This window comes from Xenorhabdus santafensis (assembly GCF_033949405.1).
Classification (GTDB): Bacteria; Pseudomonadota; Gammaproteobacteria; order Enterobacterales; family Enterobacteriaceae; genus Xenorhabdus; species Xenorhabdus santafensis.
Window position 1 is genome coordinate 86,352 of record NZ_VCDN01000057.1, and the last position, 17,839, is coordinate 104,190.

The following is a 17,839-nucleotide window of genomic DNA, read 5'->3' on the forward strand; positions in this document are numbered from 1 at the left end:
TATTAAGCGTTTTCTCAGTTAAGGGTTTTCATAATGAATCATCAAGCAAATTACATAAGCGGTGAGTGGGTATCAGGGCAGGGCTTGCCTGTCATTAAACACTCTCCGGTTGATCAGACGGTTTTATGGCAGGCAAATGGAGCGTCGGCCAGTCAGGTAGACGACGCTTGTCTGGCTGCCCGCAAGGCATTTCCTGCATGGTCGAAATTAACGGTTGAGAAGCGCATTGCGATTATTCAGGCTTTTGCCGATCTCCTGACACAAGAAAAAGAAAATATTGCCCGGGTGATCAGTGAAGAAACCAGCAAACCGCTGTGGGAAACACGCACAGAAGTTCAGTCCATGATAGGCAAGATCGCAATATCCATTGAAGCATGGGAACAACGGACAGGATATTCCGAAACCGCCATGCCAGACGGCAAAGCCATTTTGCAGCATCGCCCCCACGGCGTCATGGCTGTTTTTGGCCCGTACAACTTTCCGGGGCATTTGCCGAACGGGCACATTGTTCCGGCACTGATTGCGGGTAATGTGCTGGTATTTAAACCAAGTGAATTAACCCCAATGACAGCAGAGAAAACAGTGGAGCTGTGGATCAAGGCCGGCCTGCCATCAGGGGTACTGAATCTGGTGCAGGGAAGTAAAGAAACGGGCGGGGCATTGCTGGACAACCGTGAAATTGACGGAGTCCTGTTCACCGGCAGCGCAACAACCGGCTTCCACTTCCATCGTGTATTGGCGGGGCAACCAGAAAAAATGCTCGCGCTGGAGATGGGCGGCAACAATGCATTGATTGTGGATGATTATGACGATCTCGATGCAGCGGTTTACACCATTATTCAGTCTGCGTTTATTTCCGCAGGGCAACGCTGTACCTGCGCCCGCAGATTGCTGGTGAAACAAGGCGAGAAAGGCGATGCATTGATTCAGCGTTTAATCGATGCAGCAGGGCAGATTGTTCCTGCGCACTGGAATGCTGAACCACAGCCATTCATAGGCGGTGTGATTTCTTTGGCTGCCGCAGAAGGTTTGCTGGAAGCACAATCTAAATTACTGGCATTGGGTGGGGTTTCCCTGCTTCCCCTGACACAGCCAGATCCCCGCTCCACCTTTATGAAACCGGGCATTATTGACCTCACCAATGCCAAGGGGGTGCCTGATGAAGAATATTTTGGCCCTCTGCTAACGCTAAACCGTTATGACTCTTTCGATGAAGCCATTTCAATCGCAAATGATACAAGGTTTGGTCTGGCTACCGGGTTGATTTCACCTGATGCTGCCTTGTTCGACAGATTATTGCAGGAAGCGAGGGCAGGGATTGTGAACTGGAATAAACCCCTGACAGGGGCATCAAGCAAAGCACCATTCGGCGGCATTGGCGCTTCGGGCAATCATCGTCCGAGTGCTTATTATGCAGCAGATTATTGTGCTTGGCCGATGGCTTCCCTGACGGCTGACAATATTGTCATGCCTGAAACTCCCGCGCCGGGGCTGGGTTTCTTCCGTTCTTAATTTTTCCATTCATAAATAGGATGTTATACGCAATTAACTTCCAGTTGCAGGAAGCAACTTATGTTCTTCCCGCAACTTGGGGAGAACATAGATGCATCTTAAAATATGACGGGTATAGAGGTGATTATGTCGGGAATTGAAGCAAATTTTGATGGTTTGGTGGGAATGACCCACAACTACGCCGGGCTATCAATAGGCAATGAAGCTGCCATGAATCATAAGGGGCAGGAATCCAATCCCCGTAAAGCCGCACTTCAGGGATTGATGAAAATGAAAGCGCTGTCTGATATGGGGCTGGTACAGGGGGTTTTGCCTCCCCAACAACGCCCCAATCTTCCTGTATTGCGGCAACTGGGGTTTACCGGCAGCGATGAGCAGGTATTGAACAAAGCGCTACGGTATTCTCCCTCATTGTTGTCGAGTCTGAGTTCTGCTTCTTCCATGTGGACAGCAAACGCCGCAACGGTTTCTCCTTCGGCAGACAGTGCTGACAGGCGAGTCCACTTTACGGTCGCCAACCTGAGCAATAAGGTGCACCGTTCACTGGAAAGTACTTTCACATCAAAAGCATTGAAAGCGACTTTCCCTGGCTCGGATTGTTTTGTCCATCATGATCCTTTACCGCAACATGCGGATTGGGGAGACGAAGGGGCCGCAAACCATAACCGTTTTTGTGGCGAATATGGTGAAGCGGGCGTCCAGCTATTTGTATATGGACGTAAATCCTTGCAGGAAGGTGTCGAACCTAAGCGCTATCCTGCACGGCAAACATTGGAAGCCAGTCAGGCCGTTGCCCGCCTGCATCAGCTTGAGGAAGAAAAAACCGTATTTGCCCAGCAAAATCCGGTTGCCATCGATAGCGGTGTATTCCACAACGACGTGATTTCAGTCAACAACCGCAACGTTTTTTTCCACCATCAGCAAGCGTTTTTGAACCAGCAATCAGTCATGGATGAACTCAGGCAAAAGATGGAACGCCTCGGACAAACATTGATTGCACTGGAAGTCCCGGCTGAGCAAGTCAGCATTCAAGATGCGGTTGAATCCTATTTATTCAACAGCCAGTTGCTGAGTCAACCCGATGGCAAAATGATGCTGATTCTGCCGGAAGAGTGCCGTCAGAACCGCAATGTTTCAGACTATTTGCAAGCGTTGGTTGCCGAGGCCAATTCCCCTATCAACAAGCTTCATTTCTTTGATTTGCGGGAAAGCATGCACAACGGTGGCGGGCCAGCTTGCCTGCGGCTTCGGGTGGCTTTGACTGAAACAGAACTGGCGGCGGTGAATCAGGCTTCTTTGATGACGGTGGAACTCTATCAGCGCCTGACGGCATGGGTTGAGCGTTATTACCGTGACTCTTTATATGTGGCGGATCTGGCTGACCCTCAACTGCTGAGGGAAGTTTATGAAGCTCTGGATGAATTGACTCAAATTCTCAAGCTGGGTTCTATCTACGATTTTCAGCGCTAATCAGGAGATTAAGATGGATTTACTGACATTACTGCTTGAAAAAAAGATTGATAGCCAGCTTAACCGTGTTGAAAACGGCATTGAAAATACGTTGCAGTTTCCGCCAAACATTAAGTCATCATGGCTGGCGGAAGGTGTATTGCATCTGCTTCCATTGCAGCAAGAACGGGCAACAAAACAACAGCTTGATACATTAATTATTTCAACCGGAATACATGGCAATGAAACAGCGCCCATAGAAATACTTATCCAAATATTGTCGCAATTGGCGCAAGGAAGCCTGCCATTGCGGCACAATCTTCTGGTAGTTTTCGGCAATTTGCCCGCGATGCGTGCAGGTGTCCGCTATTTGGATAATGACCTCAACCGTATGTTTGGTGGCCGGCACCAGAATTTCCCGCCGGGAAATGAGACCAAGCGAGCGGTAGAGCTGGAAGAGGTTATTCGGCAATTCTTTCGCGAGCCCGAAGTTATCTCTTCCGAGAAATGCTGGCACCTTGATCTCCATACTGCGATCCGGGGGTCTTGCCATGAGCAATTTGCTTTACTGCCTTACCAGACCCGCAAATATGCAGCGGATTTTTTACAGTGGCTGAGTGATAGCGATATTGATGCCGTGGTATTTCATAAAGCTGTGGGCGGGACGTTCAGCAATTTTACCAGTGAGCATTTCAATGCAGAAAGTTGCACATTAGAAGTTGGCAAGGCACTGCCTTTTGGCCAGAACAATCTGGCAAAATTCAGCAATATTGCGCAAGCATTGCAGGATTTGATTGCAGGTTCGCGGGAAATCAAAAGGAGCAAGCCGGCACTAAAACGTTATCAGGTCGTTGATGCCATCATCAAGCAGCACGATAGCTTCCAACTTAATATTCCAGAAGATACCAAAAACTTCACTGAATTGCCGGAAGGTTTCGAGATAGCCAACCAGCAAGATCAATCTTGGAAAGTCACGTCTCCTGCCAATTTTATTCTATTTCCTAATGCCCGTGTTGCCATTGGGCTTAGGGCGGGTTTATTGCTGGCAAAGTTAACATAACCGAGCCATATAAAAAAAGTAGCAGAGGTTATTCATGACGTATTCATCAAAAACACCTGTGGAGGGCTCCACAGGTGAGCAAAAACTGCACCGTGGATTAGGCAAACGGCATATTCAATTGATAGCTATCGGCGGAGCCATCGGTACCGGCTTGTTTATGGGAACAGGGAAAACTATCGCGGTATCAGGGACTTCCATTATTCTGACTTATCTATTGATTGGTTTTTTTGCTTTCATGGTGATGCGGGCAATGGGAGAGATGCTGCTCACTAAATTGGAATACCGGACATTTGCTGATTTCGTGGCAGACTATCTCGGGGATAAAGCCAGCTATTTTCTGGGCTGGACATATTGGATGAGCTGGATAGTCAGTTGCATTGCGGATGTTGTGGTTTGTGGCGGTTATATCCAATACTGGTTTCCGGACAGCTATCTTTGGCTAAGTGCCCTGCTGATTTTAGGGTTGATGTGTTTGAGTAACTTTTTTTCTGTTCGCTTATTTGGCGAAACAGAATTCTGGTTTGCCATGATTAAAGTGGTGGCGATAGTCGCTTTGATTATCGTTGGTATTGGCATGGTATTTATAGGATGGACTTCTCCCAATGGTGTGACAGCCTCTGTCCGTCATCTGACAGAGCCGGACGTATTCTTGCCGAATGGCTTATTTGGTTTCTTCGCCGGTTTTCAAATTGCTATCTTTTCTTTTACCGGGATTGAGCTGGTTGGGACAGTCACGGGGGAAACGAAAGAGCCGGAAAAAATCTTGCCTAAAGCCATCAACAGCATTCCTATCAGGATCATTATTTTTTACGTACTCTCTATCATGTGCATTATTGCCGTGACTTCATGGCCACAAATTTCACCGGAAATCAGCCCGTTTGTGACATTATTTGCCTTGGCCGGGCTCCCTGCGGCGGCGGCAGTGATTAACTTTGTGGCGCTAACCTCTGCCATGTCTTCGGCAAACAGTGGGTTATATGCTTGTACTCGCATGTTGTATGGGTTATCGACTGAGAAGCTGGCCCATCATAAATTCGGGCGGCTTTCCATCAAAAGTGCCGTACCTGTTTTCAGCCTGATATTTTCCACTATTTGTATGGCAAGTGGAGTATTCCTGCTGTTTCTTATCCCCAATGTCATGAAATTATTTGTTATTGTCTCTACGGTTGCCGCGATTATGGTTATTTACAGTTGGTGCATGATTTTGCTGGCTTATCTGGCTTACCGTAAAAAGCGCCCGGATTTACATAAAGCATCCATCTATAAAATGCCGATGGGCATCCCAATGACGTGGTGCACCTTAATATTTTTCGCCTTTACCGTCGTTATCATGATATTTGATTACGATACGCGCGTTGCTTTATACAGCACTCCGGTATGGTTTGTTATTTTGGAAGTTTTGTGGCGTATGCGGAAAGCCCGGGCACAAAAAAGAACGCTTTCTCAAATAGAGAGTTAATTTCAATAAATGCGCTGAGTAAATGCAACGTTCCGAGTCTCTCACCTTGCTTTGTTACATAACGGCAAGTAACAGTAAGGTGGGATCTTAACTGAAGGTATTTTCTGGTCGGGACAGCCTACCGAAATGACTAACAACCTATCCTCAAAGAATTTTATTTCACATAAGCAATTCACAATAAAAATACAGCATGCCTCCAGAGCAGCTTATTTTCTTTGCAAATTCAAATAAGGAATGAGATTAATTTCCTATAATATCATCGGCTTTAGTCTGTGGTTATTGGTTTTGTAAACATAACGTAAACATGATGAAAAAATGCATAGCCAAAAAGGAAAGCGTTTGTGAGAATGCTTACGTCAGTTATGTTGTGTTTATGTTTTTTAATTGTTAATTAAAGGATTTATTTTGGCTGATAAAATGGAATAAATTACCAACCTCAATGAGATAACAATGAAATTTCTAGGTACATAGATAACGGAAATTCTCATATTATTCTCAATGATAAAGAAGCACATGATGATTTTTATGGTTATGTAACTGGCGTGAATGCGCTAAGAAAGTTTGCTTATGGTTTTTATTATTCAACAAATCTCCCATGACTCCCGTGGACACAGCAAATTTCAATTTACATCTAATAAATAAGGTATAAAGTCATGAACAGAAAAATCGCGGCTTGTTTATTAACACTCTTTCTCGGAAGCGTTACTATCCCTAGCGCGTTAGCAATAGTCTGCTCTCTAACCCCAGACCCTATAAAACCACTTTGCAAAGATGTCTGTCCTTTATTACCTAATGGTGTACAAACTATTTGTAAATAAATGCGAGAAGTGAAATGGTTAGGAGCACACAGTGACCCTAACCATTTGTTAATCCTACTTTGACCAAGAGCTTCCCGATACCTTTTCGGCCAATAACCAGCTAAGGCCATCTATTAAGCCACCTCGCCAGCACAACATATCATGTCCACCATTAAATACCCGATAATTGACGTGGTGCCCTGCCGCTATCAACGCAGCATGCATCTGGTCATTCACAAAATGAATATCTGCTTCACGGGAACCTGCTTCCTGAAAAATTTTCAGTGATGAAGGGGCGACTTTTTTATCAAGAACTTGTTGTGTCAACCAACCTGGTTGATGTTCAGAAGATGACTGAAATTGTTGAACGATGGCGCTGTCAGGCCACCAAAAAGACCCTGATTGTGTGAGTACACAACCAAAACGTTGGGGCCAATGCAGTGCGGCATACAGCGCTGCTAAACCGCCGTAGCTTTGCCCTGCTATCACTGTCTTCGCCGGATCGTCACTAAAAACAGCATATTGTGAGATCATCGGCAATAGCTCGTCCTGAATGGCCTGCCAAAAATCAGGATTGCAGGGAAGTTCCTGATCCCGATAAAACATATCAATCGAATCAACCAAAAGCCAGATTGCTTCTGGTAGCTGCTGTGCTTCAGTCGCTGCGTCAATCACGGGAAAAATTGGCATCTTCTCTGCCCAACTCAACCCATCCAGCAGAATAATAAGAGGGCGGGGCTGCTCTGTTGCTTCTCCTGTGGCATAAAGCCAGACACGCCTTTGATTGTTGAGGCGTTCACTGTGCCAATCCAAATGCAAGAGCGTTGTTTTGCCAATGGATGCTGTATCACTTGGATCAATGGCAGATTGTGCCCAGATGGATTGGTCGGGTGCATAAGGCATATGCATTGCCGACCAAAGCAGGCCAATTCCACTGCTGTGCTGGTCTTGCCGATTTAAAGGATCTGGGGTGGAAAATGGAAAGAGTGAAATCCACCATTCACGTTGCTGCTGCTGTTTTTGTTTAATGTCTTGAGAAAATGGCGGGGGTAAATAGGCATCAGTCACGGGAATAAACCGATAACTCCCTCTCCAGTCATCGTCGAGGCTGACAGAACAATACCAAATATCGGTTTTAGGTAAGCGCTGTAAGCACTGTGGCTGTGGAAGTCGGTAGCTGGTGATGCCATTAATGTCGATATAAACCCGGCTCAGCGTTGAAGTTTGTTCATCTCCATCAGGGGCGCGCCAAAAAAATGTTGCCTTAGCCTGATGGTTGCTGGCGTCTTCTATGATTGGCGTTCCTAGAGCAGAAATATGTTCCCACCATGACTCACAACCCGCATGGGAATCGGCTAATAAACTAGCGGCAGTACCTGATGGTTGAAATATCAACTTCATCTTCTTACTTCCTTTCAAAATATTCGCTTATAAATCATGCGCATGCTTTTATATCGGGTCTGGCGATATAAAAGCAATAATTAACAAACATTATTGATAATGATTTTTGTTTGCAATATGATTTATAAAATTTATTGGTCGTACCAGCTAAATAGTAAAGTTAATGGGTTCACTGTCCCGTTTAACAACTGAATGAAATTAGAATGATAATACCTAAGTTATTTTATTGATATTTAATGATATTTTTAAATAATTCTATTTTAAGAGATGAAACACATGGTGCTGTTTGTCAATAATCAAATGTTAAAAACCACAAAAGAAACCAAGAAAAAACATAACTATAATAAGTTATTCTTAACACTTTCTTCAGCTTTACTACTATCACCTTATGCTACGGCAGACAATAAAACGACCAGTGATAGTGAAGATGTGATAATTGTCACCAGTTCAAATAATACGGGCAGCGCACCAAAACATTTCGTAGAAACAGAAAGCACTGCCGGCACGAAAAGTAGCACTCCTCTCATCAAAACACCTCAAACAATCAGTGTCATCAACCGCAACCAAATGGAAGAGCAGGGTGTAACGACGGTGGCTGATTCCCTGAACTATTCCAGTGGTGTTATCACTAATTACCGTGGCTCTTCCAACCGTCATGATGAAGTCATTACCCGAGGCTTCCGTTATGCACCTAAATTCCTTGATGGTTTAAGCTATAGCACAGGCACAACAGGCCAAATCGACCCTTGGCTCTTGGATCGCGTGGAATTGGTGCATGGGCCTGCATCTGTGTTATATGGCCAAACCAGCCCTGGCGGGTTAATTAACATGACCAGCAAAAAGCCAACGGTACAACCCATCCACACAATACAAATGAAGGGCGGAAGCCAGAGTCTCGGCTCGTTTGCCTTTGATTTTGGTGGGGCACTCAGTGATGATAATGCAGTGCTTTATCGCTTGAATGGGATTCTCAGTACCAAGAAGCAGTTCGTCAAAGGTAATAAAAATGAGCGTATCGCCATTGCTCCAGCGCTGACATGGACACCGAATAACACGACAACGTTCACCTTATTAACCAGTTACCAGAACGATCCGAAGGCAGGATACCGCAACTTCTACCCTCGATATGGCACCGTAACGCCTGTCAAGGGTGCAGGTTATATGCCCTACAACATGAACCTCAGCGATCCCTCTTTCGATAGCTCCAGACGGGAACAAATGTCTGTTGGTTACATTTTTGAGCATGACATCAATGATATCTTCTCGTTCCAGCAAAACCTGCGCTACAGCAAATCTGATGATCGCTCTCAGTACATGTTGTATTTTGCAGATGAAGGCGAAAAACTTCCTGTCATAACGAGATTTGCGCAACGTGAACGCAATGAAGCCCAAGGAATAGGTATCGATAGCCAACTGAAAGCCTTTTTCTCAACCGGCAATCTCGAACATAACATGATAGCTGGATTGGATTACAAATGGGTCGATAGCCATATTCATTGGAAGCGTGACAAAAAAGGAAATTACGATTTAAATTGGTCAAACCCTGTCAGGGGCGTGAACGTCAATGAAAGTGCTCTGCTTTCTTTCATCAATGATAAAAAGGAACTCCATCAGTTAGGCGTTTATTTGCAAGATCAACTGAGTTGGGAAAACTGGAATTTAACCCTATCAGGCCGTTATGACTGGACTGAAACCACGCAACAAGATCTTCTCAATAAGAGCTTGCAAACCCAGAAAGACAACGCTTTTACCGGACGAGCTGGTTTACTGTATGCCTTTGATAACGGTATCTCGCCTTATATCAGCTACAGCACATCCTTTGAGCCTAATTTGGATCGAGGCGATCCGGCAAAACCCAAATTCAAACCCACAACAGGCGAACAGACAGAGATTGGTATCAAATTCCAGCCGCAAAACCACAATACAATGTTGACGCTTTCTCTGTTTGACATCACACAGGAAAACATTACTACCAAAAAACCGGATGATGAATACAAAGAGCAAATTGGTAAAATTGGCTCAAAAGGGGCTGAAGTGGAAATCAACGCCCAGATTACTCCGGAAATTGAATTAATCGCATCCTATACCTACACAGATGCCAAAATAAAAAGCGATAAAATTGCTTCACGCGTTAACAGAAAAGTCGCCGCTATTCCTGAACATATGGCTTCTGTATGGGGAAGTTATAGTTTCAACCAAACCGCTCTGAAAGGGTTCACATTGGGGGCTGGTGTTCGTTATATGGGGAGTGCGCCCGGTGATTTCGCAGAAAAATTCTATGTACGTGCTTACACCCTATACGACCTGATGGCGAAATATGATCTTGGTGAAGCCACATCGCAATTAAAAGGTGCCAGCGTAAAATTAAATGTGAGTAATTTAACCGACAAACACTACGTTGCTTCGTGCTCAAGAGATTTTTCCTGCTTCTTTGGCAGTGGGCGCAGTATAGCTGCAACGGTGGAATATAACTGGTAAGAAAAAATTCACTTATCTCAGTGGCAGAAATTAAAGAATGATGATAATCCACATCATAATAAAAATTTTCTGCCACTATCTGCGTTCCTTCATTAGTAAATCCTCTCTGCCATCATAAATATCGTAATTAAGACTTCTCCTAAATCATCAAAAAATTGAATCCCATTAGATACGCTAATTAATGGTTGAGTATAATAAACACTCACCCAAAATATCATGCTTATTTAAGATAAATATATCATATTAAATCCTGATAAATTATTGGTCATAGCAATGAAATCAGAAGAGAAAGCCAATGAAAAACAGCAAGGAGTCCATGTATCTGCGGGAAAGGGCCTATCTGCGGGAATTGGCTCAACGGGTGGCGAAAGACTCGCCCCATCTGGCCGATTTTCTGTTTGCTGCCCATGATCCGGATATTGAACGTGTTTTCGAGGCTTTTGCCCTGTTGATGGCCAACTTACGGGATAAAATTGAGGATGATTGCCCCGAAATTTCCCACGGCATCCTGTCCCGTATCTGGCCGACTGCCCTGAGTCCCATTCCGCCCACAACCCTCATGCAGTTTCAGCCCATTGACGGCGAACATCAGGGCACCCTTGATATCCCGGCAAGCACGCCAATTTCTGCGGAAGTCAACGGCCAGTTACTCACCTTTAAAACCTGCCGTTCCCTGCATATCGAACCGCTTATCGTGCGGGACAGGGCGGTGAAAAAAACCGGCACCCACAGCGAAATCGTGCTGACGCTTTGCCAGACCGGCATGTCTTCTCCGGTCTGGCAAAGCGGGGCACTGTCTTTTTTCCTTGGCACCGACAATGCGCGGGCAGCGCAATTAAGCCTGTGGCTGGACGAACATATTTGTGAGATGCGCCTCAGGGCACAGGGCGAGCAGCGTAAACTGAGCGGTTTCCCGTATGGTTGGCATAACCTGTTCGACAACCCCATCCTGCCGATGGAAAAGCGCACTTACGCGGGTCTGCAATTGTTGATGGAATATTATGCGCTGCCTCATTTGTCCAACTTTGTGACGGTGGATATCAGCGACAGTTGCCGGGAAGTGCCGCTCAATGCCGATGGCAGTTTCGAGCTGATTTTTCGCTTTGAAGGCGAGTTGCCGTTGGAGGATGTCAATGATGCCTTTCTGTTGGGCTGTGTGCCCGCCATCCATCTGGAAACCCTGACCAGCCAACCCCTTTTGCTGGAGGAAGGCAACCATCGCTACCCCTTGTTCCTCGGTGAATCTGTGCAGTTGTATCGGCTGCGCGATATTCAGGTCGTTCAGCAACCCGATGAAACCCAGCAACGGGGCTCTCCTTACCGTTATCTGCCCATCGACCAGTTTACGCCGTCAACGCCTGAACTGGCGGAAGAGGGGGAGCCGGACACGTTTTATTACCTGTTCCAGCGCGAGCGAGATTTACTGGGCAGGCTCACGAACCAACTGCACTTTTTTGACTTGAGCGGCAAACCGGCGACACATTTGCCTGCCCTGCGTGTTGCCGGTGATTTTATCGGCTACCACACGCAAGCCACTGCCTTAAAACCCGGCGACATTACCGTCACTCAAGAAAGCTCCCCCGCCCATCTCAACGTACAGAATATTCTGCCTGTCTCTGACGATTATCCGTCCTTACTGCAAGAGAATGCTGGCTGGTCATTGCTGTCCTGCCTCTCCAGCCCGCCGGTATTGCTGTTTGCCACCGACAGCCTGAAACAGTTTCTCCGCCTGTTTGACGCTTATCCCGAACTTAATCGTCCGCTCAGCCGCCATATCCGCCGACATATCGACGGCATTGTCCGGGTGGAAGAGCACCTGACTGACCGCATAAAACGCGGCCGGCCTGTCCGCGGGCATTGGGTCGGGCTGACGCTCAACCCCGACTGTTACGCCAACGCGGGAGAAATGTACCGCTTTTGTCGGTTAGTCCATGAAGCCATGGCGTGTTTTATCAGCCAGTCCACCTTCGTCAAATTGGATGTGTTTACCCCGGACACACGTGGCACGTTGTGGGCTTTCCGGGAAGTCTACGGCGCACGCCGGGAGATGTAAGTCATTGACGCATCATAATAAGGAGCAAAACACACGATGATGAAAAATATTATTGATAAGCTGCCTGCCGCCAAAAGTGGCTTGCGGTTTACGTTTCAAGTTGCGGGCGTTCCCGACGAGACGTTCAGCGTGGGGGAGTTTTCCTTGCAGGAAGGGTTATCGGAGTTGTTTACCCTGAACCTGACACTGGTCAAAACCCATTCCCTGAACCCATTCAAGCCGTTGGATGAAGTGGATTTAACCGCCCTGTTGATGCAGGAAGCAGTGTTGCAAGTTTTCCAGGGCGTACAATTGCAACGCAAAATCACCGGCATCGTCTCCCACGCTGACTGGGTCGGCACCGACGGCAATAAAACCCTGTACAGCCTGACTGTGCGTCCGGCACTTTGGCGCCTGACACTCAATCAGGAAAGCCGGATATTCCATCAACAAAATGTGCCCGCCATCCTGACAGATTTGATGAAAAAACACCACGTACGGGCAGATTCGAAACTCTACGACCCCCATCAAGACCGGGAATACGTGACCCAGAAACGCGAATCCGATTATGGTTTTTTCAGCCGACTGGCGGCGGAAGAAGGCATCAGCTTCTGGTTTGAAGACGAAACCGCCTTTTTCAGTGACAGCCATTTAGGAATGACTGCCGGATTGCCGCTGACTTACAACCCGCAACCGGAAACCGCCCACGGCATCGATACGGTTTATCAGGTGCGGCTGGGGGTCGGCATGAGTCCGCAGCGCAGCCTTCACAAAGACTTTAACTATGACAACCCGCGCTATCACCTCTCGCATATGCACAGCAGCGAAGGGTTCCGCGATTTTGGCACTCAAACCCCGTATACCGTGTTTGAAAGCTACGGGCGTTTTCAAAAAGATGCAGCGGCCAAACCGTTTCTCAAATACCGCCATGAAGCGCTGGATAACCAGAAAAAAACCGGCAGCGGCGGCAGTAACTGCATCAAACTGATGCCGGGTAAAATCTTTGAAATCACCAGCCACCCGCACGCCCCGCTCAACGCCCGTTGGCAGATTGTCGGTATCAGCCATCACGGCCGCTGCCCGGAAGCCATGGGGGATAACGGTGGCGAGGGCACCACGCTCAGCAATCACTTTAGTTTCATCGACGGCCTGGCCGACTGGCGCCCGCCGTTCCATTACAAACCACTGGCAGATGGTGATGAAACCGCCACGGTAGTGGGCCCGGAAGGAGAAGAAATCTTCGTCAATAAAGACGGAGCGATAAAAGTCCATTTCCACTGGAACCGTTATGACAAGGCGGATGACGGCGCATCCTGCTGGGTCCGTGTGGCGCAGGGCTGGAACGGCAACGGCTTCGGGTTCATGGCCATTCCGCGCATCGGGCAGGAAGTGATTATCTCTTACCTGAACGGTGATATTGACCGCCCGATTGTCACCGGTTGTGTCTACAACGGCCTGAACCGACCACCGCTGGACTTACCGACCGAGAAAACCCGCACGACTTTCAAGACCAAAACCCATAAAGGCCAAGGCCTTAACGAACTGCGGTTTGAAGATGCGAAAGGCAGTGAGGAAATTTATTTCCACGGCCAGAAAGATTTTACCGCCCAGATTGAAAATGACGTCCGCTGGCATATCAAACACGACCAAAAACAACGCATCGACAACAACCGTTACCACGACATTCGTGCGGATGATCACCATCAGGTCGCCGGTTCGCGCAAAATCACCACCGACGGCGATGTGTCTCACCGGATTGCAGGCAGCCAGCATATCCAAACCGGGGATGCCACCGTGATTGACAGCGGGCAGGAAATCCACCTGAAAAGCGGCGGCAAAGTGGTGCTGGAAGCCGCTTCAGAAATCACCCTGAAAGTGGGCGGCAGCTTTCTGAAAGTCACACCAGGCGGGATTTTATCTTCACCGATTAATGTCGGACAGGGCTCAGCCGGCAGCGGGCGTGGGTTGGCGCTGCAATTGCCGGAGGGGGTAGAACCGTTGCCGGAGGTTAAGTTCGCCGCCAAACCCCCTTGTGCCATTCTCGCACAGCAAGAGGAAAATTGGGTTATCACGGGAGCAGAAGAAGCATGATGGAATCTTCCGATTGGAGAAGTTGGCTGTCACATCAAGACAGAGGGGAATGTTATTTTCTGGTCAACAGTCTGGCGGAACCGAATCCCGTCCAGCTCTTTTACCTCAACGGTTGGACAGAGCAGGCTTTTCCGCTCTACAGCGGTACGCCGATGAGTGCCATGTTGGAACAAAGCCCGTGGCTGATTAAACCCAAAGCCAACTGTCTGCCGGAACTGGCGTCATTGCTGGATAAACATGCATTCAGTGATGCCAGTTGGGGTTGGGGCTATCGCAGTACCTTGCCGTGGGCATTTCAGTTAGAACACTGGCGGTTACATCAGCAGGTCTTGCTGCGCGGTCGCGTAGTGGTTTTGCGCCTGATGGATAACCGTATTTTCACTCCCCTGCTGCCCGCCCTACAACCGGGTGACTGGCGTGAGCTTTTAACCCCAGTCAATGAACTGATGATCGATACGCCCGAACCGCATTGCTATTACCGACCAGAAAATTGCCCTCAGGAATTGGCAGAAAATTTATTTGTGCTGGGGGAACATTTGATTGAAGCCCGCTATGCAACCGATACAGCCCTTAATAATTTGGCTTATGCGCTAAGTTGCCAGCTTTGGGAAGAGAACGCTGAATTGGCATTAAAACTGGATGAACCGGAAGGGCAATTACAAAGCAGCTTGGTGGCGTGGTTGAAACGGGCGAGAGACGAAAAACAGAACCTGAATAAACTTACCGTTGAACGTTTTATAACAGATAACCAACAGATTGCATCTAGCAAAGAAATTTAAAACGAATTTAGGAAGAAAAGAATGGGTCAATTAGAATCGACAGATTGTATTGATTGTCAGAATACACTGAAACACTGGATTGAATTTCAGCTTGTGGATGAACAGGGTAAGCCATTGGTTGGAATACCTTATAAACTAATGAGTGTGGGCAATAAAAAAGATATCCGTACAGGTGTTACTGATGGTGAGGGATTCTTACGGGAAGAGAATTTGCCACCAATGCAAGTGATACTTTGGACTGATGCACAAAAGCTCGCCGATGAAATGGAGCTCAGGCCATTAAGAACAGTGCGTGGGCCATTAGGTTCAAAAGTTCGATTTGATACTCAAAAGCAAGGGCATTCTTATCATTATGTTAAGATTGGTGACCTTTGTGATAAAGCACCTCAAATTGAGAACTGGAATGAAAAAGAATTACCTAAATACCACTTCTCGGATAATAAATTCCATGGGTTTAGAGCCGGATTTGTGGATACTCGTTACGTGCTGGAAATCTGTCCTTTCCGTGCATGGGTGCTGTTGTTGCACCATCAAAAAGAGTATTCACTGGTGAATGCCTATAATCAGGGTTTAATGTCAGTGTTGGCTTATGCTAATGCAAAAGATAATGGTAATGATGAAACAAAAGAATACAGTGGCTCTGTCTTTCATTTCTTCAAAGATCAACTTCTAGACTTATCTCGTTTGCCTAACCAAATTGAGCAGAAGCAATTCCAACCTATTGTATATGATGTACCTTTCCGTGAACGCTATATTCATGTTGAATTTATAGATACAGATGAAGATCTAGACACGCAACTATTTTATGTGGCTAATAATAAAGAATTAATTATTAGTTGGCGGGGAACGGCACAAGGTCAAGATGGATTGACTGATTTAGAATTCAAACCAATAAAATTATCTGAAGAATATCTCAGCAAGGGAAAAGTCCATAAAGGTTTTTGGCAAGCATTTATGTCCGTAAATAACGAATTTGTAAAAGTTAATGGTAAAGTTTCAACAGAGGAAAAAAATATATTTAACGATATAAATAAATTAGCTATGGATAAAGAGCTTTTTATCTGTGGCCACAGTTTAGGAGGCGCATTAGCCTTACTCCATAGTGCTCAACTAAGAGCATACAACCCTTGTTTATATACTTATGGAATGCCAAGGGTAATCACTTATAGCGCAGTGATGGAAATCAACAACATTATTCATTATCGACATATCAATAAGAATGACCCTGTCCCGACCGTGCCTTTTGAAAGAGACATGGATAACCCTTTTTTCCAACAAGGCATGGATTTAGAGGGGTATCATTTAGAAGTAATATTACTTCCAATGGAAAAGATATTTCCTGAAAAAACAAAAAAATTTATTGAGAATACAAAATCAAAAGAAGTTTTTTTGCATCAAGGAAAAACAGTTCACTTCTATAAAGGTCGGGCAATAGAAGAAAATGTTTTTTTGTTGGGTGAAAAATACACTGAAACTGAGTTGTACTTAGTCCCTTCTTTATTACCCGAAGAATTAGCAAAAGAGGATTTTTTTCCTATTAATAAACAGCCTATAAAAGTTGAAGAATTCAGAACACGTCTTGATCTGTTTTATATTTTAGACCATCTTAGTGGTGACTATATGGAATTCATAAAAAAAAGAATCCTTGAACTCTGTATTCCTAAATATAATACAATATACAAAGAAGACAAACATAGGTTTGAAAATGCAATGGAATTTGAAAATAAATATAAGCAGAGCTTTATAAATGGTAATAAGCTAAAATCAGAAAAATTAAAAAATAACGACAATAGCCCTATGCACCAATACTTTTTACGTTTGGATCAACAATTGGAATCTACCTTATTAGTGAGTAAAAAAAGTAAGGAAGGACAACGCGCTCTAAATTATTTTATTATGTACAATAAGGATTAATCTAATATGAATGCATCAAAATTAATAATTGTTTTTATAATAACATCTATTTTGACTGGCTGCGGTGAATTTTTAGACGTTAAACTTGATAAGAATTTCCCACTTAATATAAAAAATAGTGGTCAATCAATTATTATAGCCAGTACAGCCCCAATTAACACAGAACCTAAGATTCTAGTCAAATATATTTCTGATAAATGTACTAGAACACACTTCAATTCTGATTTTATGCCTACAGGGAAAGACAAAAGAACAAGAAAAAGGGATTTAAATTTTCAACGGATAAATAATAACAAATTTGAAGTAAAAGTTCCCTTAAATGGAGGTGGTTGGTGTGATTGGAAACTTAGCGACATGACTATAGGCCTTATTTACACTCAGCACCCACTTGCAAAAAAAGACACTAAATTTTATAAAAGTGGAATTTTATCAGTATCTATCAACGATATGAATAAATCACGAGATTCTAGTGAAAAAAATATCGAAAATAAAATAGACTATACTCCAACTTTTTACACAGAATATGAAGAATATATAGGTAAATACTCTGAAATTGTATTTTTATCCCCTGAGGTAGATTCAGATTATCGCTTATGGTTGCGCTCAGGTAATGATGGATATATTAATTACAGTCCTAAACTAGATACATCTAAGATTACAAAAGTATTCCAAGATAAAGAAAACAAATGGACTGAATATCCTAATGGCGAAATTAAATATGAGAAAAAATAAATTAATTATAAATGTGTGAAGTGATAATGATTTTAATTGCGTATATACTTGATTTTGATATTTCAATGATAAAGCCGGTGCGTCATGAGCAAAATTTGTGAAAAATAATATTAATACTTGGATTCGACTAATAAG

General features: G+C 45.1%; 11 protein-coding genes. 10 read left to right on the top strand and 1 reads right to left on the bottom strand.

The annotated features are described in order from the left end of the window. The first annotated feature begins 33 nt into the window (after nt 1-33). From astD to FE392_RS14245, 4 genes are all read left to right on the top strand, one after another. The gene (gene astD / locus FE392_RS14230) at nt 34-1,512 is read left to right on the top strand and encodes a succinylglutamate-semialdehyde dehydrogenase (protein WP_319930877.1); all 1,479 of its coding nucleotides are present in this window, start codon (nt 34-36) and stop codon (nt 1,510-1,512) included. Between the two features lie 126 nt (nt 1,513-1,638). Beyond that, nucleotides 1,639-2,982, top strand: a complete 1,344-nt coding sequence (gene astB / locus FE392_RS14235; protein WP_319930878.1) for an N-succinylarginine dihydrolase — start codon at nt 1,639-1,641, stop codon at nt 2,980-2,982. A gap of 13 nt (nt 2,983-2,995) precedes the next feature. Next, a complete protein-coding gene (gene astE / locus FE392_RS14240) occupies nt 2,996-4,021 on the top strand; it encodes a succinylglutamate desuccinylase (protein ID WP_319930879.1) in 1,026 nt (341 codons plus the stop codon). A 34-nt stretch (nt 4,022-4,055) separates the two neighbouring features. Then, nucleotides 4,056-5,480: an amino acid permease gene (locus tag FE392_RS14245; RefSeq protein WP_319930880.1), complete on the top strand. Its 1,425-nt coding sequence runs from the start codon at nt 4,056-4,058 to the stop codon at nt 5,478-5,480. An 872-nt stretch (nt 5,481-6,352) separates the two neighbouring features. Here the strand turns inward: FE392_RS14245 and fes are convergent. Further along, complete coding sequence (fes, locus tag FE392_RS14250; RefSeq protein ID WP_319930881.1) at nt 6,353-7,678, bottom strand: enterochelin esterase; 1,326 nt, start codon at nt 7,676-7,678, stop codon at nt 6,353-6,355. A 276-nt stretch (nt 7,679-7,954) separates the two neighbouring features. Between fes and FE392_RS14255 the strand changes: the two genes are divergently transcribed. From FE392_RS14255 to FE392_RS14280, 6 genes are all read left to right on the top strand, one after another. Next, on the top strand, nt 7,955-10,156 hold the full coding sequence (locus FE392_RS14255) for a TonB-dependent siderophore receptor (protein WP_319930882.1): 2,202 nt from the start codon (nt 7,955-7,957) through the stop codon (nt 10,154-10,156). Nucleotides 10,157-10,451: 295 nt separating this feature from the next. Next, nucleotides 10,452-12,209 (top strand): type VI secretion system baseplate subunit TssF, encoded by a 1,758-nt coding sequence (locus FE392_RS14260; RefSeq protein WP_319930883.1) that lies wholly within the window; start codon nt 10,452-10,454, stop codon nt 12,207-12,209. A 36-nt stretch (nt 12,210-12,245) separates the two neighbouring features. Then, nucleotides 12,246-14,279 carry a type VI secretion system tip protein TssI/VgrG gene (gene tssI, locus FE392_RS14265; protein ID WP_319930884.1) on the top strand — a complete coding sequence of 678 codons (2,034 nt, stop codon included), beginning with the start codon at nt 12,246-12,248 and terminating at the stop codon, nt 14,277-14,279. Then, a complete protein-coding gene (locus tag FE392_RS14270) occupies nt 14,276-15,058 on the top strand; it encodes a DUF4123 domain-containing protein (protein WP_319930885.1) in 783 nt (260 codons plus the stop codon). The genes tssI and FE392_RS14270 overlap by 4 nt, the downstream gene beginning before the upstream one ends. Before the next feature lie 21 nt (nt 15,059-15,079). Then, complete coding sequence (locus FE392_RS14275; RefSeq protein WP_319930886.1) at nt 15,080-16,972, top strand: lipase family protein; 1,893 nt, start codon at nt 15,080-15,082, stop codon at nt 16,970-16,972. Nucleotides 16,973-16,978: 6 nt separating this feature from the next. Then, nucleotides 16,979-17,704 carry a hypothetical protein gene (locus FE392_RS14280; protein WP_319930887.1) on the top strand — a complete coding sequence of 242 codons (726 nt, stop codon included), beginning with the start codon at nt 16,979-16,981 and terminating at the stop codon, nt 17,702-17,704. Nucleotides 17,705-17,839: the final 135 nt, after the last annotated feature.